The organism is Streptomyces sp. NPDC041784, from assembly GCF_055591025.1.
Map to the genome: position 1 here is coordinate 77,010 of NZ_JBVJAB010000010.1, position 16,936 is coordinate 93,945.

Consider the following 16,936-nt stretch of genomic DNA (forward strand, 5'->3'; position numbering starts at 1 on the left):
GCAAGATCCCGACCCGCCCTGAAACGGGCGCTATCCCGACATGCCCTGACCAGCACGAACCGAAGAGAGAACACGTGAGCCTCGACGCACAGGACTGGGTGTGGAACCACTCCCAAGCCAAGGGCACCGCCCGCCTCGTGCTGCTGGCAATCGCCGACAAGGCATACGGCAAGGGCTGCTCGGCATACGCCGGCACGACCATGCTCGTCCAGCGCAGCAACGCGGCCCGGTCCTCCGTCGTGGCCGCCGTCGACAAGCTCATCCAGCTCGGCGAACTCGCCGTCGTCGAAGGCCAGCAGGGCCCCCGCGGCGAAACCGTCTACACCCTCCCGAAAGCAAGGCGTCACCGCAGGTCAGCCCCGGAAGGGGGTCCGGAATCCGGACCGGTACAGATTCCGGACCGGTCCGAAAACCGGACCGGTACAGATTCCGGACCGGGGGGGTCCGAAAACCGGACCCCTGGGGGTCCGAAATCCGGACCCCATAACGCAAGAAACACAAACACCAACCCTCCCTCCACCCCCGCCCCGGCAACCGAAGGCGAGCACGACAGCCGGCAGGACCGCATCCCGAAAGCCTTCGACTACATCCAGCCGCTCATCAAAGCCATGGGCGAAGCAGGCATCCGCGTCTCCTGGCAGATGCAACCCGACGACCTCCAAGCCATCGCCCGCGTCCAGCAACGCGCCGGCGTCGCCGAGATGGTCACCTTCGCCCTCAAGACCAAAGCCACCGCGCGAGAGCCCATCCGCTTCGCCACCTACTTCGCCAAGGCCGGATGGCTCGGACTCCCACCCGCCACCACACCCTCACGGCCGAAGCCCGCACCAGACACCGGGCCTCCCCACTGCGGTGACCCCGACTGCGACCCCGTCACCCGCACCCGCGAAACCGAAGACGACCGCGGCATCCGCAGCCTCAGCTACTGCCCCGCCTGCAACCCCAAAGCGAAAGGCCACGCAGCATGACCGAGCCACTCTGGGACGCAGACACCCCCGCAGCCGCCGACCCCCACGACCTCGCAGCCGAACGCGCCACCCTCGGCTCGATGCTCTTCGACCTCGCCGAGATCGATGTCGCAGACCGCGTCCTTGCCGGCCCCGACGACTTCTACGAGGCCCGCCACCGGACGATCTACCGCACCATCACCGACCTCTACTGCCGCACCCGCAACCCCAAGATCGACCCCATCACCATCGCCGCCGAACTCCTCGCCACCGGAGAACTCACCAAGATCGGCGGCCACACCTACCTCCACGAACTCGTCCAATCCGTACCGATCATGGGCGACGTCGAGCCCTACGCCGAGATCGTCCGCGAACGCGCCCAACTCCGCGCCGTCCTCCGCGCCACCCGCACCGCCACCCAACGCGCCCTCACCGCCGCCCAAACCGCCGGCGAAATCCTCGAAGCCGCCATGGCCGACCTCCAAGCCGCAGCCAAAGGCGTCGCCTTCGTCGACGAGCGCCTCTCCGTCGCCGACCGATGGATGGGCTTCATCGACGAACTCGAAGCCGGCCACGACCCCCGCGCCCTCGACACCCCCTGGCACGACCTCAACGAAGTCATCGAACTCAAGCCCGGCCAGCTCATCACCGTCGGCGCAGCAACCGGCGGCGGCAAGTCCCTGCTCGGCATGAACCTCGCCGCCCACGTCGCCCTCACCCGCAACCGGCCCGCCCTCGTCGCCTCCATGGAAATGGGCGGCTCGGAACTCATGGCCCGCCTCACCGCCGCCGAAGCCAGCGTCGACGTCGACAAGCTCATCCGACGCAAACTCGGACCAGCCGACTGGGAGAAGGTCTTCAAGGCCGCCCCCAAGCTCCAGAACGCCAGCAACTTCGTCCTCGACGACTCCCCGAACCTCACCATCGGCAAGATCCGTACACGGGTTCGCTGGATGGCAGGCACCGGCCGCCCCCCGGCCATCGTCGTCGCCGACTACCTCCAACTCGTCACACCCGAGTCCAACGGCAAAGACCGCAGCCGCGCCAACGAAGTCGCCGAGATCTCCCGCAACCTCAAGCTCCTCGCCATGGAGTTCGAGATCCCCGTCGTCGCCCTCGCCCAGTTCAACCGCGGCGCCGCCGGACGCGAACCCACCGTCTCCGACTTCAAGGACTCCTCCGCGATCGAGCAGGACTCCAACGTCATCGTCCTCATGCACCGCCCGCCGCCCGCCGACCCCGAAGCCGGGCTCCCGGACCGCAGCGGAGAGATCGACCTGACCGTCGCGAAGAACCGCAACGGCATCGCCGGACGCATCGTCCCCCTGATCTTCCAAGGCCACTACGCCCGCCTGCGCTCCATGGGCCCCAAGCTCTGAAAGGCCGCCCCGTGACCATCCAGGCCATCGACACCTACTACGCCGGCCACTACTTCCGCAGCCGCCTCGAAGCCCGCTGGGCACACGTCTTCAACGACTTCGGCATCCGCTGGGAGTACGAACCCCAGGGCTACCTCGTCGGCGAGCAAAGGCGCCCGTACCTGCCCGACTTCTACCTCACCGACCTCGGCTGGTGGATCGAAGTCAAGGGCGACACCCAGCGCCTCGATGTCAGCCTCCTCGTCGACGCCGTCCACCCCACCCACGGCATCGGGCGCACCGATCCCTGGTACTGCACCAACATCCTCATCCTCGGCCCCATCCCCGCCTACGGCGACGCGGTCCCCGCGCACTTCAGCATCAGCCGCTCCGCCGCCCTCGGCCGTGGCTCCCTCGCCTGCGACAGCGGATGCCCCTTCACCAGCGCCCTGTTCGGCCTGCACCACTTCGCCACCATGGCGGACTTCCCCAAGGCGAGCCCCGACCTGGCCGCGCGTCGCCTCCACGCGCTCCTCGTTCCCGCGTGCCGGCCGACGACCAAGCGCCCGGAACGTGATCTCACCGAGTCGATCCCCATCGCCCAGGCGCCCCGCATGCCGCACCTCGAAGCCGCCTACCTCCTTGGTCGTACCGCCCGCTTCGAGCACGGCCAAGCCGCCTAACCCCCCGCCCCGCCCCCCGGCACACCACGACCCGAAAGGACCACCACATGACCAACGCCTACGTGACCCACGGCCGCAAGTACCACACCGACCCCGCCTGCCCCCGCATGCTCTATGGCGAGTACCTCCACGACTGGGAGAGCTGGGACGACTACGGCGGCGGCTTCACCGCCGGGTCGTACCGCCGCGAGGACCCCAGCCCGCAGTACGCCGCCATGCGCGGGAAGCTGCCCTGCCTTCACTGCGTCCCCGCCGACGCCCGCGTCTTCCCGCCGCTGTACGGCCAGACCTTCGGCCACAAGCCCATCGAATACGACGGCGTCCCGATCTGCCGCCGCTGCTACGTCGACGTCACCCGCTGCTCGATCGACGCCTTCGAGCAGCCGCGCACGGTTCGTGTCCGGGAGGCCGTGTTCTGGCCCTGCACCAGCGCGATCGTCCTCGGCCTCGCCCCCCGCACCCCCGCCTGACGTCCGCCGTCCACCCACCACCCGGAGAACACCATGACCAGCCGCCCGCTCCGCTGCACCAAGTGCGGCCGCCAGTGCGGAATCGCCGAGGACGTCGAGTCCTGCATCGACTGGGGCCCCGCCATCGTCGACGACGACGGCGTGGTCCGCCCGCAGTACCCGGACCCCAAGGACAACCACCAGGAAGTCACCACCGCCGTCAGGACTCTGCGGGTCCGAGCCTTCTGCATCAACCCCGAGTGCCACTACCAGTGGACGCTTCGCCGCCGCCTCGACACCACCGCCTGACGTGCGGTCTGTGCCGGACACCCCCACCCAACACGACGACGGCCCGGCGATGTCGATACCACCGCCGGGCCTGGCCGCCCACCCTACCGACCCCCTGGAGTACACCGTGACCAACCACACCGAAACGCCCGCCACCTGGATCGATGGCGACTCGCTGATGGAGGCCATCGCCGCCGCCATCTGGGAGCAGTGCCGCATCGAACACCCGTCCAGCGTGGTCGACGACCCGCGGAACATCGCTGCTGTCGCCGCCTCGGTGGCCCGTGCCCAGGCTGCTGTGCGGGTGCCCGCCACCGACCGGACGGCGCTCCGGGAGCAACTCGCCGACGCGATCCGCGCGGCCGCCTGCACCGGTGACTGCAACCTGACCGAGGAGGAGTGCGCCCGGCAGCGGATTCAGCCGTTCGCGTGGCACCACGGCAGGCTGGCGGTGGTGGAGGGCGAGCCGGAGATGTTCGCCGACGCGGTGCTCGCGGTGCTGCCCGAGCCCGCCGATCAGAACCGCCAGTACCTCTCCACGCTGGCCAACCTTGGCATTGCCTCCCACCGCCTCGACCAGATCCGGGACGCCGCCCGCCTCCACCGGCAGCAGCTCATCGGTATCAGCGAGCTGTACGCGGTGATCGAGGCGATGGACCCCGTCTCGTCTGCGGGTTGGGTGGCCGACGACACCCAGCCCGAGACGCGGCTGAGCGACTCGGCGCGCATCGGCCGCACCCTCATCTGGTCATGGTCCGACGTCGGCAAGGGCGCGTTCGGCGAGGGCTACCGGGCGGCGCAGGCCGAGGCTCGCGCCCTCCTCGGGGGACAGCGCGGCACGGACGCCAACGCGCCTGCTGTTGGCGGGGCGCAGCAGCCGGAGGACGACCGTGGCTGACCACAACCGCCCCGACGACGAGGTCCGGCAGCTCCTCGTCCACCCCGTCGTCTGGCCGCACCTCCAGTCGTGGCTGACCGCCCGCGGCATCGACCTCTCCCGGCAGCAGTTCAGCGACGATGACCTGCCCACCTACGTGATGACGCCGGGCGCTGGAAAGCCGACGGTCTCAGGTGACCTGATGGGCGTGTACACGCGGATCTTTAAACAGCTGCCCCGCGAAGCCGCCGCCCTGCTCGTCGCTACGGTCACCGCCGACCCAGACCTGCACGGGCGTCAGACGGCCCTCGCACAGGCCGCGCTCCTCGTCAGCGTCGGCCACCGACTCGGCTGGACCGAGGCCCCGCGGTGATTGCGGCGTGGGAGGTGGGTGAGGCGGTGATTGCCGCGCTCGCCTCCCCGCCTCGGACCGGAACAGGCCCGAGAAGCGCCCTGGACGGCTCTCTGCGGCCCGATCTCCGCTCGCGGGTCCCCGTGGAGCCGGAGAACGCAGAACGGCGCTCAGCGCCTCAACCCCGAAAGGACGCCGCGTGAGCGCCGAAGACGACCTCCGTACCCAAGTCCGGACCGAGTTGGCGAAGGCCAAGATCAGCCAGGCCGAAGCCTGCCGCCAACTCGGCTGCTCCACCAAGCACCTCAACCAGATGCTCAAGGGCCACGCCCCGCTCACCCTCGGCTGGGCCGAACGCATTCTCGCCCTCTGCGGGAAACGCCCTGTGATTACCGTCCGCCGCAGCCGAAAGGCCACCCCCATGACCCCGCCCAACGAGGAACTCCGCACGGCAGCCAAGAAGGTCCGCGACCTCGTCACCGACGCCACCGAAGGCCCCTGGGTGTCCGAAGACCCCAACACCCGCTGGGGCGACGACCGCGACCACCGCCTCGTCGGCGGAGGCAAGATCCTCGCCACCTTCAGCAACGACCACAACGGCCCACTCAACGCCGCCTACATCGCGACCATGCACCCCGGCGTCGGCCTCGCCCTCGCCGAACTCCTCGACGACCAGGCCGACGGCGACGACGAAGGCGTGATCAACCCGTGGGCGCTCGCCCTCGCCCGGCAGATCCTCGGCGGTCCGCGGTGACGCCGCGCGGCAAAGCCCGCATCCTCACCACGGTGGCCGTCCTCTCCGCCCTCACCGGCATAGCCGCCATCCCCTGGGGCCCCCTTGCCGTCGTCCTCGGCCTCGCCACCACAGTCATCTGCACCGGCCTCGCCGCCGGCTACCGGCAACGCCACCACGAGGCCATCGCCGCCGAACACCGGGCCCGGCCCGTCATCCCCGACCCGCGGCCCATGCCCGACCCGGAGCAGACCGCCGAACAAGCCGCGTTCGACGACGCCTTCGCCGAGATCATCCGCCACCTCCAGGAGCAGCAGCCGTGACCGGCCCGTCGTCGGCACCCCGGGGCGAGCACCAGCCCGCCCCGGCCGCCACCTGGGACACCGTCCTCGCCCGCACCGAGCTGATCGTCGACGACGACGCCCCCAACCCCCAACCCAACCGGGCCACCCGACGAGCCATGCAACGCGCCAACCGGAAGAAGAAGCCATGACCGACAAGCCCGAACGCCCGGCGCACGTCCACGCACCCGTCATGGTCTGGGACTGCCCCGGCTGCGTCACCGATCTTCAGCAGCGGGTGGAGGAAGCCGAGCAGCGCGCCGACCAGGCCGAGGACCTCCTGCGCATCGCGCACCAGACCTCCAACCGATCCGAAGCCGAACGCGCCCATGCCGAGGCCGTTCTCGCCCGGGTTCGCGAGGCTGCGGCCTGGATCCGCCGCAACTACCCGGGCCTCACCCACGTCAACGACCGCCTCACAGCCGCCCTCGACCAGCCCGCGGCCAGCGCAGCGACCCAAGCGACCGAACCCCCGGCCCGCCGCTGCCTCCTCGCCGAGGGCGGCCGATTCCCGTGCCTGGACCACGAACCCTGCCACACCTGCGACAAGGAACAGCCGTGACCCCGCTTCCCACCATCGCCGTCCTCGCCGCCCTGTTCTTCGCCATGCCCTGGCTGGCCATCGCCTTCAACCGCTACTGCGACACCGTCAACAAACTCATGGCGCGCCGCGCCCTCACCGGCGGACGCTGTTCTGGCTACCAGGTGCCCACCGAGCCGGCCAACAGTGGGCTGTGCGCCCGCTGCGGCATGTACGACTACAAGCACAGGGGGCAGTCCGGTGCCTGACCTGCACGGCTGGATCACCCAGCAGATCGACGCCGCCGAGACCACCGCGCGAAACGCCGCCGCGCTCTGCGGCTGCCACCCGCCCGCACCGTCCTGGTCCTTCCAGGACGGCGACGAGCCGACCGACGGCCGCATCCTCGTGGTCGACGAACCGCACCCGACCCTGAAGCGGAAGATCGGCAGGCGCTGGAACGGCTCCTACGAGGGCATGTTCATGGCCGAGCACATCGTCCGCCACGACCCGGCCGCCGTGCTCCGCCGCTGCGAAGCCGACCGCCGCATCCTCGCCCGCCACACTCTCAACCCCGACTGCCACTATGAGCCGGCCTGCCTCGGCTGCCGCACCTACGGCGACCAGGAGATGGCGTACACCGACAACCTCAACGAATGCCCCGAACTCCTCGACCTCGCCCACGCCCACGGCATCACGCCCGAGATTCTCGCCAGCCTCGACCAGCCCGAGACGCCAGCCCGGCCGGAGCGATCCGACGGCGGGCGCGGGTTCCTGATCCCGGACGCGATCATCAACGGCATGGCCGAGTCGCTGATCCGTATGGGCATGGAAGTGCCGGCCGCCCTCCGCGGCCCCAACTCGAAGGCGCAGCCGTGACGTGGCGCGACGCCATCCTGTACGGGCCCGGCTGGATTGCCTGCGCCTGGCTACCCGTCGGCTGGTGGCTCGGCCGCCGGTTCCGCCGCCGCTACGAGCAGCGGTGGGGCGTGCCCTACGGCGGGCCATGACCGGCTTGACGCCCGTGCCACCATGAACCTGCCGGCCGTCGTACTGCTGCTCCGACGGCCAGCGCTGCTACACCAGAGGCCCCCGTCGACAGCGCGACGAGGGCCTCAAGCATGCGGGGCTACGGCCGCCACTCCTCCCGGAACCCAGGCCGATGCGAGTAGGGCGCGGTGAGCAGGCGCACCGTTCGGCATGGCCAGCGGGCATTGATCCCGTCATCGCGGTAGCAGGTGCCGCAGTCGCTGCCGAGATCCGAGATGTTGATGCTGGGGTGTTCGTCGAGCAGTCGCCGCTTGGCGTCGATCTCGCGCAACACCCGCGCCGGATCATGCTCCGCGATGTGGGTGGCCTCTTCAGGTGACGGGGTGCTCTCGTCATACACGAGAGGCTGCGAGCCGCCGTCGTACACGTACCCGTTGGGGTACGAGGTGTCGTGATGCCACCGGCCGCCGCCATGGCCGCGCGCAGCCTCCGCGATCCGCTGATCCTCATCCAACTGGGCTGTCAGCCACCGCACCAGATCATCCATCCTCGGCCTCCTTCTTCCGCTTCGCTGGCCCCGCGGTCTCGCCCGCGATGATCTGCCGCACCCGGCCGAAGCTGATCCCGAGCAACTCCCCGATCTCCCGGTACGACAACCCCTTGCCGCCGTTGTGGAGTTCCGCGAGCGCCTGCTGCCTCATCTCCCGCACCCGCTTGTGGGTGTCCGGCCACTGGTCGAGCAGCTCGGTGAGGCGTCGGGCCCTGTCTTGCGCGTCTCCCGCGTCGCCGAGCGCATCGATCGAGTCCAGCACCCGCCGCACCTCCTCATCGCTCACGGCTGCTCCCTTCCTTCCGGGAGCGTGGCCTACCCGAACGGGCTCCGTGTAGGGTACCCTGCAACTCGGGCATTGGTCACTCTCCCTATGCCTGATCAACAACAAAGCCCCCGGCCCGGCGCTGGAACGCCAAATGGGCCGGGGGCAGACCCACCCACAACCGTGACGAAGGAGCAGGTCCTGATGGGACACGCTACCGACCAAGCCACCCAAGCGCCCACCCCCGCGCCCTGGCCCACCGGCCTCATCGCCCGCTACCTGAACGTCGGCGGCGCCACCGTCGACATCACCGAGACCGGCCCCCGCGACGGCATCACCCTCGAAGTCACCATCGCCTCCTGCGGCGGCTGCCCCGCCACCCACCGCGAACGGTGGATCGACGGCGTCCACGACTACAACGGCGGCTTCCGCTCCATGAAGCGCGAGGACGCCATCCAGTACGCCGAGCAGCAAGCCCGCGACTGGGCCCAAGCCCACGCCGAGACCTGCCGCGCCCTGCCCCGCCCGGCGGTGACCGCATGAGCCGCGACGCCACCCCCACCACCGACCCCCGCTACGCCGACGTCCGCCGGCTCCTCGACGCCGCCGACCAAGCCGCCGCGTCCGGCGACCACCTCACCGACCAGATCGCCACCACCGGCGCCGAACAACTCCTCGCCGAGATCCGCAACGGGTCCCGCTCGTGACCCGCCCCCACCCGCGGCTCTACCGCGCGCTCACCGCGCTCGCCTTCCTCATCACCTGCACCCTCCTCGCCACCGTCCTCCGCTAGCCCCCACCAACCGCCGCCCCCGCGACAACCCCCACACGGGGCGGCCCCCTCCGAGAGGAACCCGCCATGGCCTTCCGCTCCAACCAGCAGCGCGCCGACATCACCTGGACCGACACCCAGACCGGCCAACAGCACACCACCACCGACTGCTACGTCTTCCCCAACAACGGCGGCACCTTCGACACCCACGCCACCAGCCTGATCGCCGTCGCCGAACTCGGCGGCATGCGCGACAAGAACCGCGTCCAGATCGACCGCATCGACCGGAAGAGCTGACCGGCCGGCCGGTAGCCCACGGCGGGCGTCCCCACGGACGCCCGCCCTGGAGATCCGACCAACCGCCCCGACCCTCCGGGAGACCGCCATGCGACGCCGCCCCAACCAGCTGCTGCTCCGCCTCTTCTACGCCTCCCTGCTCATCCTCGCCGCCATGCACCCCACCACAGCCGGCCAACTCGCCGAAACCGCCGTCGGCCTCCTCCTTGCCATCGTCCAAGGCGCAGCAGACGGAGCAGCCGCCAACCCCGGCGCCGCCACCATCGCCGCCCTCGGCGTGTACGTCGCCCACCAAATCCGCACCCACCGACCCCGCATCGCACGCCACCACTAACCCCACCGCCCGGCCCAACCCGCACCCCGGAGGCAACGACCGTGCACCGCCCGACCCGCACCCAGCGCATCCGCGACGCCGCCCTCTGGTGCCGCGACAGCCTGCTCGGCGGCATCGGCTACACCCTCGTCCTCACCGTCGCCGCCGCCGGATGGGCCGCCAGCTTCATCGGCCTCCACGACTTCGGCACCACCCACATGGGCCTCAGCCACGACGCCGCCTGGCTCGTCCCCATCACCTTCGACGGCGCCCCCGCCGGCCTCTCCATCGTCGTCATGCGAGCCTCCACCCACGGCAGGCCCGCCCTCGTCTGGCGGCTCCTCATCGTCGCCTTCACCGGCCTGTCGTCGTGGATCAACTACCAGCACATCGAAGACCCCCTCGGCCGGACCGTGGCCTCGTTCATGCCGCCCTCCGCGGTGATCCTCTTCGAGGGCCTCATGTCGGAGGCGCGCGCCGCGGCGCAGCGCCGTACCGGACGGGTTGCGCCGCGCCTGCACCCGCTGCGGTGGGCGTTCGACTTCAAGGGCACGAAGGATCTGCTGCGCCGCTACGTCCTCGACCTGCCACTGCCAGCCGCCTTCACCGCCACCGCCAGCCCGGCGCCTGCCACCCGCCAGACGACCGCCAGCCAGCCCGCCACGCCCCTGCCAGCCGCAGGTGCCAGCCAGGTGCCAGCCCCTGCCAGCACCCCCCGCCAGCCCGCTGCGAAGCCGCAGCCTGCCACTGCCAGGGAGCGCGTCCTCGAAGGGCTCGGCATGGACCCCTCGGTGCCACCGCCAGCGCCACCTGCCAAGGACACACGGCCCGACCGCGCTGGCGCCAGCGATGCCAGCACCGGCCGCGACCTCGACGAGGTAGCAGCCGCCTACCGCGCCCTCCGTACCAGCCTCGGCGTGCGCCGGCCGTCCTCCGCGAAACTCGGCGAAGCCCTCGGCGTCTCCCGCTCCCGCGGCCAGCAACTCCGCGACGAACTGGAGAAGCACCCCAAGTACGCAGGCGAGTTCGCGCCCGCCCTGAAGAGCGCGGGGTGACGTGACGTGACTGACGCAACGAACCTCTACAAGACCGCCTACGGGCCTCTCCCGCGCCGCGACACGTCACGTCACCTGCGCCGCCTGCGCGGCGTTCTCGCAGGTAACTGGCGGTACCTCCTGCCCATGGGCGCAGCACCCGCCTGGGGCACGTGGATCTACACCGAGCACTGGCTCACCGACGTCACCTGGCGTGAACCCCTCGCCTACGGCGGCACCGGAGCCCTCGCCCTCGCCGGCACGGTCGGCGCCGCCATGCTCGGCGTCCGCAACCCCGCCGCCCTCTACGCCGGCACCTTCACCGGCGGCACCCTCGCCTGGTCCGCCTGGCAGGTGACAGCCCCCTCCCTGCCAGGGCTGGCAATCGGAGCCGTTGGCGCCGTGGGTGCCAGCGTCCCGTACTGGGTGTGGCTGGCACGCCACCTCCTCGACCGCGACAAGCTGGCAGGCAAGACTGCCAAGCTGGCAGACCCGGATCTCGTGCTGGCACCCGACGACGTCGCTGGCGCCCTCGCCGCCACTGGCACCCCCGGTGCCAGCCTCGACCAGATGATCCGCCACCCCGACGGCGCGTGGACCGCCATCGTCTCCCTCCCCGTTGGCGCCAGCGCCCACGACATCGCCAGCAGCGCGCAGCGGATGGCACGCCTCGCCGCCGCGCTGCGCCTGCCACCCGGCTGGACCCTCGACGCCGAAGACGGGGGAGCCTCCCACCATCTGATCGTCACCGCCCGCCCGCCCGCGCCCCCACGGGCCGAGATCGCCATCCCGGACGTGCACCCCCTCGTCGGCCACCTCGGCGAGTGGGACCCGTGGCAGCCGCTCCTCGCCGCCCTCGACGTCGACACCGGCGAAAGCGTCCACCTCCACCTCCTCGCCCGCGCCGGAATCCTCATCGCAGGACTGCAGCGCATGGGCAAGTCCGTCCTGCTCTCCGTGATCGTCGCCCACCTCGCCCTATCGAAGGCCCGCCTGATCCTCGCGGACGCCAAGCTCGTCGAACTCAGCCTGTGGGCGCCCCTGTGCCAGCGCGAGGACGACTTCGTAGGCCGCGACCCGGAAGCGTTCCTGGCAAAGCTGCTGGAACTGCAGGCAGAGATCGACCAGCGGTACGCCAAGCTCGTCGAGGAAGGCCGCACGAAGGCCGCCCCGGGTGACGACTGGGAGCCCATCGGCCTGATCGTCGACGAGCTGGCCGCGTTCATCGACATCCCCGACCGCAAGCTCCGCGGGAAGATCGTGTCCGTCCTCCGAGACGTGATCTCCCGCGGCCCCGCCTGCCTCATCGCCGTCGTCCTCGCGACACAGAAGCCCGAGGACAAGGTCGTTCCGTCGCAGATCCGCGACGTGTGCGGGCAGCGCGTCGCCCTCGCCACCACCACCCCACAGATGACCGACACGATCCTCGGCCAGGGCTGGGCCACCCGCGGCGCCACCCCGCACCTGTTCGGCGAGACCGACAAGGGCGCCGCCTGGGTACTCGAAGACGGCTCCCGCCCGCGCCGGGTGCAGACGTTCCCGTTCGAGCCGGACGCCCGCCGCGAAGTCATCGACTACGCCCGCAAGCTGTGGACCGGCCGGCCCGGCGCTCGCGTCCCCCTCCCCGGCGCAGACCATCCCGACCCCGGCCCCGACGGCGGGGGCCGGCCGCGGCTCCGCTCGGTGCCCTGCTTCCCCGACGGCTCCCCGATCCCGGACAACCGGGTCGGCTTGTGGCAGGCCATGGACCAGGCCGGCGCGAGCGGGTTCACCATCAACGACCTGGTCGCCCTCGCCCTGCCCGGCTACAACGCACGCACCTCGGTGGACGGGCCGCTGCAGCAGTGGCGGCGCGCCGGCTGGGTCGTAGAGATCGGCAAGCACGGCCGCGCGCAGATGTTCGCCCTGGCCCGACACACGAAGGCAGCCTGAGATGACCACGCCCCCGCCGGCTGAGCAGCTGGTGCAGATCGGCTACGACATGGCCGGCCAGCCGATGTACGCGCCGCCCGTCCACTACGCCTACCAGCCCGCGCAGCCAGTCCCGTTGGAGCCGATCCGGGTGCACCCGTGGGGCGCCTACGCCGGGTTGGGCTGTGTGGGTGTGCTGGCGTTCGGGTTCGTGATCGTCCTCGTCGCGTTCCTGGTGTTCGGGTTCGCGATCCTCGCCGCCGTCCTGGCGCTCACGGTGGTCGCGCTGACGATCTGTGTGCTGGTGCTCCGCGGCCTGTGGAATGACTACCGCAAGGCAAGTTGACAGGGCTGGGAGACTGGGCGCAGCAGCCGGGCCGGTCGAGCCCCGGACGCCCCTGAGAGGCCTCGCCGTGACGTCCCCCCGCCGGCGAGGCCTCGCCCATTCGGGTCACAACCCAGTGACATCGCCTTCACGCCACCCACACAACCGCGCATGATGCCGGTCACGCACCAGCACCCTTGGGGGAACCATGCGCACCACTGCCGTCCTGCTGCTCGCCGCGAGCCTCGCCTTGGCCGGCTGCTCCAGCTCAAGCGAGGATCCGAAGCCAGCGGTCACCGTGACGAAGACCGAGACACCCAGCCTGTCCGCTGCTCAGGCTGAGCAAGCGTGCGTGGATGCATGGTTTGCGGTGATGGCGGCGGACGGCTACGACCCGGATGCGGAGCCGCCGACACCTGCTGCGTGTGACGGGCTGCCGGGCCAGGCGGGCATGTACATGAAGGCGTTGCAGAAGCGGAACGCGGAGAACCGAGGCAAGGTCGACGAGTGCCTTGAGGACTCGTCGTGCACGAGCATCCCGATCCCGTAACCCAAGCCCCGCCCTCATCCCAAGGTGAATCCATGCGCCCCACCCCTGCCGTCCTTGCCGGCGTCGTCATCCTCACTGCGGTCGTCGCCTTCGCCAACGACACCAGCCAGATCGGCGACCCGGACGCCTGCAAGCGGGCACTCACCCTGCGCGTGCAAGCCGGCTCTGCTGCGGTGGAACCCCCGGAGGAGTGCGATCACCTCGACGAGGACGAGGTGGAGGAGATCACCGACGAGGTGATGGAGGACGCCCTCGACGACGCGCGGCGGGACGTGCTGGACAACCTGCGGAACTGGCCAGCCACGACGCCGTGATCTCACCCGATCAGGGGTAGTGACAGGCGTGCTGGCCTGGGCGTAGCGTCCGCGGTGCGGCAGTCGTGTGGGGGCGAGCTGCGAGGCTTATGCCGCGCGGCTGCCGCATGACGTGCAGAGGCCCCGCCCGATCCGGGCGGGGCCTCCGTCATGCGGTGGGCTACTGGCGGGCGAGCCTGCTCGTGCCTGCGGCCAGCTCCTCGAACGCGCGCTTCTCGTCTGGCTGTCGGCTCCATCGCGCGAGCTTGAGTGCCCCTTCGGCGAGATCCTCAAGGTCTTTCTGCGCGCCCGTCGCCGGGCCGCCCTGTTCTCTCCAGATCAGCCCCGCGAGCGGAAGCTTCGACGCCTCGCTCATGTGGTCTCCTCGCCCGGACGCACCGGAGCAGCGTCGTCGTCCTCGGCGAGCGCGAGCATCTCCTCAGCCCACAACCCGAGGTCGAGCCGCATTGCCTCACCCAGCGGGTTCGGCGCCGCGGGGGTGATGCCGAAGTCCTGGGGGCCGACCGTGTCGCCGGGCTTCCACTCCCGCTTACGCGGCAGCTCCTCGCTCATGGGGTGTTCTCCTCGCTGCCCACCGGGCGCGGCTGGAGCGCGGCACTCAACCGCGAGGCCGCCAGCTCCAGCCCCGGCTGTGCCGCTTTCACCATGGCCGCCGCGCCCTCGAAGAACTGCTTCTCGAAGGGGCTCATCGGCCGAGGAGCGCGGACGAACGGCGGGGTTTCGTTGTCGTGGCGGTCGAGCTGGTGCCGGGCACGATCGACGCTCGGGTACGGGCGGTAGGTCATGCGGACTGCTCCTCGCTGCTCTTGACGAGTCGGCGCAGGTATTCGCGTGTCCAGCCGGTCACTCGGACCACGGCGGCTTGCGCACCCCGCTCGTCGGTCTGTCGCAGGAACGCGACTGCTTCGGCTTGCAGGTCTGAGCGTGCCGCGTCGAAGGCGGCTTCGGCTTCTCGGTAGCGCTGGGCTGCGAGTTCCAGCTTGGCGGTGTCCATACCCCCAAGTCTCCCACAGGATTGGCCAACCGACTAGGCCAAGCCTATTGACATGGCCAACAAGGTAGGCCAACATTGGAGTCACAAGGGAGCGCACCGAGGGGGACCAGATGAGGCACACGGCGAACGAGACCACCACCCAGACCCTCACCCGCCTCATCAAGGCCGCCGACCGCCAGCACCCCGTCACCCTCGCCTACCTGAAGGAAGAGAAGGACGAGAACGGCCGCAAGACCGGCGCCCTCGTCGAGACCGTCCGCACCGTCGAGATCTACGACTTCTACGTCAGCACGGCCGGCGACATCGTCATCAAGGCCATGGACCGCGCCACCGGCGAGTCCCGCTCCTTCCGCCTGGACCGCATCCGCACCTACTCGATCCACCGGACCCGCTACCTGGTCACCCGCCCGACCGCCAGCGACAAGCCGGCCCGTACCACCGGCCTCGCCACCGTCACCGTCCTCTACCCCGTCGACCTGCCGATCGCCGCCCGCGTCCAGCTGCTGGCCGACGCCCTCGCCGCCTGACCTTCCCGCCCGCGCACCACCACGAGAACGGACCGACCATGCAGCAGACCACGATCACCACCACCGAGGCCGTCACCCGCATCCTCACCACGGTCGCCGACCACCTCGACGAGCACGCCACCATCACCCACCCGATCCTCGGCACCACGGAGGCGGCGTGCATGACGCAGGGCTGGCTCGACACCGCTCTCTGGCGGGCGCAGGGTGCCCTCGACTACGGGGTGAGCGCGAAGGTCCGCACGCTGGCGTGGCCCGCCGCCCGGGAGGCCCTCCCGCCCGTCACCGGAACCGTCGCCGACTACGCCAACCAGCTCCGCGCCCTCGCCGCCTGAACCGAACGGAACCCGCAATGCGCACCTACGCCAACGCCCAGCAGATCGGCGACCGAACCCACCAGTGCGACGCCACCGCGACCGCTGCCGGCCCCAACGGGGTGCGCGCGTTCGCCCTCCTCGACGGGATCGGCTCCACCGACGAGGTCCGCGACTGGACCCGCACTGCGGCCCGCCGCCTCGCCCGCAGTGCCGCCTACCACGCCGACGCCGAGACCGGCCTGCGCGCCCAGTACAACCGGTACGCCGCCGAGCCGGAGCGCCGCGACCCCTGGGGGCCCGAACTCCCGGATGCGTGCGCGGTCGTCGCCGTCACCACCCCGCGCTGGCTCACCGTCGCCTGGTGCGGCGACACCCGCGCCTACCTCATGGTCCGCGGTACGGTCCAACGCCTCACGCAGGACCACAACCTGCGACGCGTCTACCCGCCCAACGGCATCCACGGCGGCGGGAACCGCAACATCGTCACCTCCTACCTCGGCAACGTCGACACCGACCAGGACACCAAGGACCGGTACGGGCATCCCGCGATCGAGTCGGTCACCCGCCAGCTGGAGAACTCCCGTCTCCTCCTCGCCTCCGACGGCGCCTACGAGCCGCTCGAAGACAGCTGCCGCAACCTCGCCGACTACCTCATCGGTGACCCGGGTGAGACGGCGCGCGGCTTCGTGCAGGCCGCGATCGACCATGCCAGCGCGCACGCCGACAACGCGACCGTCCTGGTTGCCGACCTCCGCACCACATGACCCCCACCTTCCCGCCCGACCACGACAGGAGAACCCGCATGACCGTGACCGACTACCCGTACCTGGACGCCGACTGCCGCAACGGACGCTGCGACCACGAACCCAATCGCTGCATGCGCTATCGCTCCCGCCGATGCCTGTCCGGCCAGTGCACCCACGCCCGACAGAACCTGCTCTGCGCCGTGAACTACCCGACCGGCACCAACAACCGCGACCAGGCCAGCCGATGAGCGCCCCCAACCCGATGAGCTGCGGCCTGTGCGGCATCGACCAGCGCAGCCACGGCATCCAGTACGGGCCCGCCGGCCGCCACACATACCAGCAGCCCACCCAGGAGCAGATCAAGACCCGCATGCTCGCCCGGCGCGCCACCCGCACCGCCTGACCCCGTACAGCACTGTGGCCCCCTCCACGCCCAGGAGGGGGCCACCACCATGCCACCACACATCACGGTACGCGATAGCCAAC

Annotated in this window: 33 protein-coding genes; 27 read left to right on the forward strand and 6 right to left on the reverse strand. The window is 70.6% G+C overall.

Features of this window, described 5'->3' with window-relative positions; all coding sequences use genetic code 11:
* Positions 1-74 precede the first annotated feature (74 nt).
* The 13 genes from ACZ6D7_RS22515 to ACZ6D7_RS22575 all read left to right on the forward strand — a co-directional run bounded on the left by ACZ6D7_RS22515 (position 75) and on the right by ACZ6D7_RS22575 (position 7,427).
* Positions 75-968: a hypothetical protein gene (locus ACZ6D7_RS22515; protein WP_469493341.1), complete on the forward strand. Its 894-nt coding sequence runs from the start codon at positions 75-77 to the stop codon at positions 966-968.
* Positions 965-2,326, forward strand: a complete 1,362-nt coding sequence (locus ACZ6D7_RS22520) for a replicative DNA helicase (RefSeq protein WP_469493345.1) — start codon at positions 965-967, stop codon at positions 2,324-2,326. The genes ACZ6D7_RS22515 and ACZ6D7_RS22520 overlap by 4 nt, the downstream gene beginning before the upstream one ends.
* Positions 2,327-2,337: 11 nt before the next feature.
* Positions 2,338-2,988, forward strand: a complete 651-nt coding sequence (locus tag ACZ6D7_RS22525) for a PDDEXK family nuclease (RefSeq protein ID WP_469493348.1) — start codon at positions 2,338-2,340, stop codon at positions 2,986-2,988.
* A 47-nt stretch (positions 2,989-3,035) separates the two neighbouring features.
* Positions 3,036-3,458 carry a hypothetical protein gene (locus tag ACZ6D7_RS22530; protein WP_469493351.1) on the forward strand — a complete coding sequence of 141 codons (423 nt, stop codon included), beginning with the start codon at positions 3,036-3,038 and terminating at the stop codon, positions 3,456-3,458.
* Positions 3,459-3,491: 33 nt separating this feature from the next.
* Positions 3,492-3,746 carry a hypothetical protein gene (locus tag ACZ6D7_RS22535; RefSeq protein ID WP_469493356.1) on the forward strand — a complete coding sequence of 85 codons (255 nt, stop codon included), beginning with the start codon at positions 3,492-3,494 and terminating at the stop codon, positions 3,744-3,746.
* A gap of 49 nt (positions 3,747-3,795) precedes the next feature.
* Positions 3,796-4,623, forward strand: a complete 828-nt coding sequence (locus tag ACZ6D7_RS22540) for a hypothetical protein (RefSeq protein ID WP_469493359.1) — start codon at positions 3,796-3,798, stop codon at positions 4,621-4,623.
* Complete coding sequence (locus ACZ6D7_RS22545) at positions 4,616-4,975, forward strand: hypothetical protein (RefSeq protein ID WP_469493362.1); 360 nt, start codon at positions 4,616-4,618, stop codon at positions 4,973-4,975. Before ACZ6D7_RS22540 ends, ACZ6D7_RS22545 begins: the two co-directional genes overlap by 8 nt.
* A gap of 178 nt (positions 4,976-5,153) precedes the next feature.
* The gene (locus tag ACZ6D7_RS22550) at positions 5,154-5,708 is read left to right on the forward strand and encodes a hypothetical protein (protein ID WP_469493365.1); all 555 of its coding nucleotides are present in this window, start codon (positions 5,154-5,156) and stop codon (positions 5,706-5,708) included.
* A gap of 32 nt (positions 5,709-5,740) precedes the next feature.
* The gene (locus tag ACZ6D7_RS22555; protein WP_469493368.1) at positions 5,741-6,010 is read left to right on the forward strand and encodes a hypothetical protein; all 270 of its coding nucleotides are present in this window, start codon (positions 5,741-5,743) and stop codon (positions 6,008-6,010) included.
* Complete coding sequence (locus ACZ6D7_RS22560) at positions 6,007-6,180, forward strand: hypothetical protein (protein ID WP_469493371.1); 174 nt, start codon at positions 6,007-6,009, stop codon at positions 6,178-6,180. Before ACZ6D7_RS22555 ends, ACZ6D7_RS22560 begins: the two co-directional genes overlap by 4 nt.
* Positions 6,177-6,590, forward strand: coding sequence for a hypothetical protein (locus tag ACZ6D7_RS22565; protein ID WP_469493374.1), 414 nt, complete (start codon positions 6,177-6,179; stop codon positions 6,588-6,590). Before ACZ6D7_RS22560 ends, ACZ6D7_RS22565 begins: the two co-directional genes overlap by 4 nt.
* Positions 6,587-6,817, forward strand: coding sequence for a hypothetical protein (locus ACZ6D7_RS22570; protein ID WP_469493376.1), 231 nt, complete (start codon positions 6,587-6,589; stop codon positions 6,815-6,817). The genes ACZ6D7_RS22565 and ACZ6D7_RS22570 overlap by 4 nt, the downstream gene beginning before the upstream one ends.
* Positions 6,810-7,427: a DUF6221 family protein gene (locus ACZ6D7_RS22575; RefSeq protein ID WP_469493381.1), complete on the forward strand. Its 618-nt coding sequence runs from the start codon at positions 6,810-6,812 to the stop codon at positions 7,425-7,427. The genes ACZ6D7_RS22570 and ACZ6D7_RS22575 overlap by 8 nt, the downstream gene beginning before the upstream one ends.
* A gap of 250 nt (positions 7,428-7,677) precedes the next feature.
* On the opposite strand, the gene ACZ6D7_RS22580 is transcribed toward ACZ6D7_RS22575, so the two are convergent.
* Positions 7,678-8,085, reverse strand: a complete 408-nt coding sequence (locus ACZ6D7_RS22580; protein WP_469493384.1) for a DUF6221 family protein — start codon at positions 8,083-8,085, stop codon at positions 7,678-7,680.
* Positions 8,078-8,374 (reverse strand): sigma factor-like helix-turn-helix DNA-binding protein, encoded by a 297-nt coding sequence (locus ACZ6D7_RS22585; protein ID WP_469493386.1) that lies wholly within the window; start codon positions 8,372-8,374, stop codon positions 8,078-8,080. Before ACZ6D7_RS22585 ends, ACZ6D7_RS22580 begins: the two co-directional genes overlap by 8 nt.
* A 183-nt stretch (positions 8,375-8,557) precedes the next feature.
* Here ACZ6D7_RS22585 and ACZ6D7_RS22590 point away from each other — a divergent pair, with 183 nt between their 5' ends.
* From ACZ6D7_RS22590 to ACZ6D7_RS22630, 9 genes are all read left to right on the forward strand, one after another.
* Positions 8,558-8,896: a hypothetical protein gene (locus ACZ6D7_RS22590; RefSeq protein ID WP_469493389.1), complete on the forward strand. Its 339-nt coding sequence runs from the start codon at positions 8,558-8,560 to the stop codon at positions 8,894-8,896.
* The gene (locus ACZ6D7_RS22595; RefSeq protein ID WP_469493391.1) at positions 8,893-9,060 is read left to right on the forward strand and encodes a hypothetical protein; all 168 of its coding nucleotides are present in this window, start codon (positions 8,893-8,895) and stop codon (positions 9,058-9,060) included. The genes ACZ6D7_RS22590 and ACZ6D7_RS22595 overlap by 4 nt, the downstream gene beginning before the upstream one ends.
* 152 nt (positions 9,061-9,212) lie before the next feature.
* Positions 9,213-9,422 carry a hypothetical protein gene (locus tag ACZ6D7_RS22600; protein ID WP_469493394.1) on the forward strand — a complete coding sequence of 70 codons (210 nt, stop codon included), beginning with the start codon at positions 9,213-9,215 and terminating at the stop codon, positions 9,420-9,422.
* Positions 9,423-9,510: 88 nt separating this feature from the next.
* Positions 9,511-9,756 carry a hypothetical protein gene (locus ACZ6D7_RS22605; RefSeq protein WP_469493397.1) on the forward strand — a complete coding sequence of 82 codons (246 nt, stop codon included), beginning with the start codon at positions 9,511-9,513 and terminating at the stop codon, positions 9,754-9,756.
* Positions 9,757-9,797: 41 nt separating this feature from the next.
* Entirely contained in the window at positions 9,798-10,790 is a 993-nt protein-coding gene (locus ACZ6D7_RS22610) for a DUF2637 domain-containing protein (protein ID WP_469493400.1), read from the forward strand.
* 6 nt (positions 10,791-10,796) lie between these two features.
* Positions 10,797-12,701, forward strand: coding sequence for an FtsK/SpoIIIE domain-containing protein (locus ACZ6D7_RS22615; RefSeq protein WP_469493403.1), 1,905 nt, complete (start codon positions 10,797-10,799; stop codon positions 12,699-12,701).
* A gap of 1 nt (position 12,702) precedes the next feature.
* A complete protein-coding gene (locus ACZ6D7_RS22620; RefSeq protein ID WP_469493406.1) occupies positions 12,703-13,026 on the forward strand; it encodes a hypothetical protein in 324 nt (107 codons plus the stop codon).
* Between the two features lie 187 nt (positions 13,027-13,213).
* The gene (locus ACZ6D7_RS22625) at positions 13,214-13,555 is read left to right on the forward strand and encodes a hypothetical protein (RefSeq protein ID WP_469493408.1); all 342 of its coding nucleotides are present in this window, start codon (positions 13,214-13,216) and stop codon (positions 13,553-13,555) included.
* A gap of 32 nt (positions 13,556-13,587) precedes the next feature.
* Positions 13,588-13,869: a hypothetical protein gene (locus ACZ6D7_RS22630; RefSeq protein WP_469493411.1), complete on the forward strand. Its 282-nt coding sequence runs from the start codon at positions 13,588-13,590 to the stop codon at positions 13,867-13,869.
* Between the two features lie 160 nt (positions 13,870-14,029).
* Here the strand turns inward: ACZ6D7_RS22630 and ACZ6D7_RS22635 are convergent, their stop codons facing one another.
* Genes ACZ6D7_RS22635 through ACZ6D7_RS22650 form a run of 4 tightly spaced genes read right to left on the reverse strand, consistent with a single transcriptional unit; the run spans position 14,030 to position 14,863 of the window.
* Positions 14,030-14,224, reverse strand: coding sequence for a hypothetical protein (locus ACZ6D7_RS22635; protein WP_469493413.1), 195 nt, complete (start codon positions 14,222-14,224; stop codon positions 14,030-14,032).
* Positions 14,221-14,421: a hypothetical protein gene (locus ACZ6D7_RS22640; protein ID WP_469493416.1), complete on the reverse strand. Its 201-nt coding sequence runs from the start codon at positions 14,419-14,421 to the stop codon at positions 14,221-14,223. Before ACZ6D7_RS22640 ends, ACZ6D7_RS22635 begins: the two co-directional genes overlap by 4 nt.
* The gene (locus ACZ6D7_RS22645; RefSeq protein WP_469493418.1) at positions 14,418-14,654 is read right to left on the reverse strand and encodes a hypothetical protein; all 237 of its coding nucleotides are present in this window, start codon (positions 14,652-14,654) and stop codon (positions 14,418-14,420) included. The genes ACZ6D7_RS22640 and ACZ6D7_RS22645 overlap by 4 nt, the downstream gene beginning before the upstream one ends.
* Positions 14,651-14,863, reverse strand: coding sequence for a hypothetical protein (locus tag ACZ6D7_RS22650; RefSeq protein ID WP_469493421.1), 213 nt, complete (start codon positions 14,861-14,863; stop codon positions 14,651-14,653). Before ACZ6D7_RS22650 ends, ACZ6D7_RS22645 begins: the two co-directional genes overlap by 4 nt.
* Before the next feature lie 110 nt (positions 14,864-14,973).
* On the opposite strand from ACZ6D7_RS22650, the gene ACZ6D7_RS22655 reads away from it, so the two are divergent.
* The 5 genes from ACZ6D7_RS22655 to ACZ6D7_RS22675 are packed head-to-tail and all read left to right on the forward strand — an operon-like array spanning position 14,974 to position 16,853.
* The gene (locus tag ACZ6D7_RS22655) at positions 14,974-15,390 is read left to right on the forward strand and encodes a WYL domain-containing protein (protein WP_469493424.1); all 417 of its coding nucleotides are present in this window, start codon (positions 14,974-14,976) and stop codon (positions 15,388-15,390) included.
* 38 nt (positions 15,391-15,428) lie between these two features.
* Positions 15,429-15,722 carry a hypothetical protein gene (locus tag ACZ6D7_RS22660; RefSeq protein WP_469493426.1) on the forward strand — a complete coding sequence of 98 codons (294 nt, stop codon included), beginning with the start codon at positions 15,429-15,431 and terminating at the stop codon, positions 15,720-15,722.
* A 17-nt stretch (positions 15,723-15,739) separates the two neighbouring features.
* On the forward strand, positions 15,740-16,468 hold the full coding sequence (locus tag ACZ6D7_RS22665; protein WP_469493429.1) for a PP2C family serine/threonine-protein phosphatase: 729 nt from the start codon (positions 15,740-15,742) through the stop codon (positions 16,466-16,468).
* 38 nt (positions 16,469-16,506) lie between these two features.
* Complete coding sequence (locus ACZ6D7_RS22670; RefSeq protein ID WP_469493432.1) at positions 16,507-16,698, forward strand: hypothetical protein; 192 nt, start codon at positions 16,507-16,509, stop codon at positions 16,696-16,698.
* On the forward strand, positions 16,695-16,853 hold the full coding sequence (locus ACZ6D7_RS22675) for a hypothetical protein (RefSeq protein WP_469493435.1): 159 nt from the start codon (positions 16,695-16,697) through the stop codon (positions 16,851-16,853). Before ACZ6D7_RS22670 ends, ACZ6D7_RS22675 begins: the two co-directional genes overlap by 4 nt.
* Positions 16,854-16,936 lie beyond the last annotated feature (83 nt).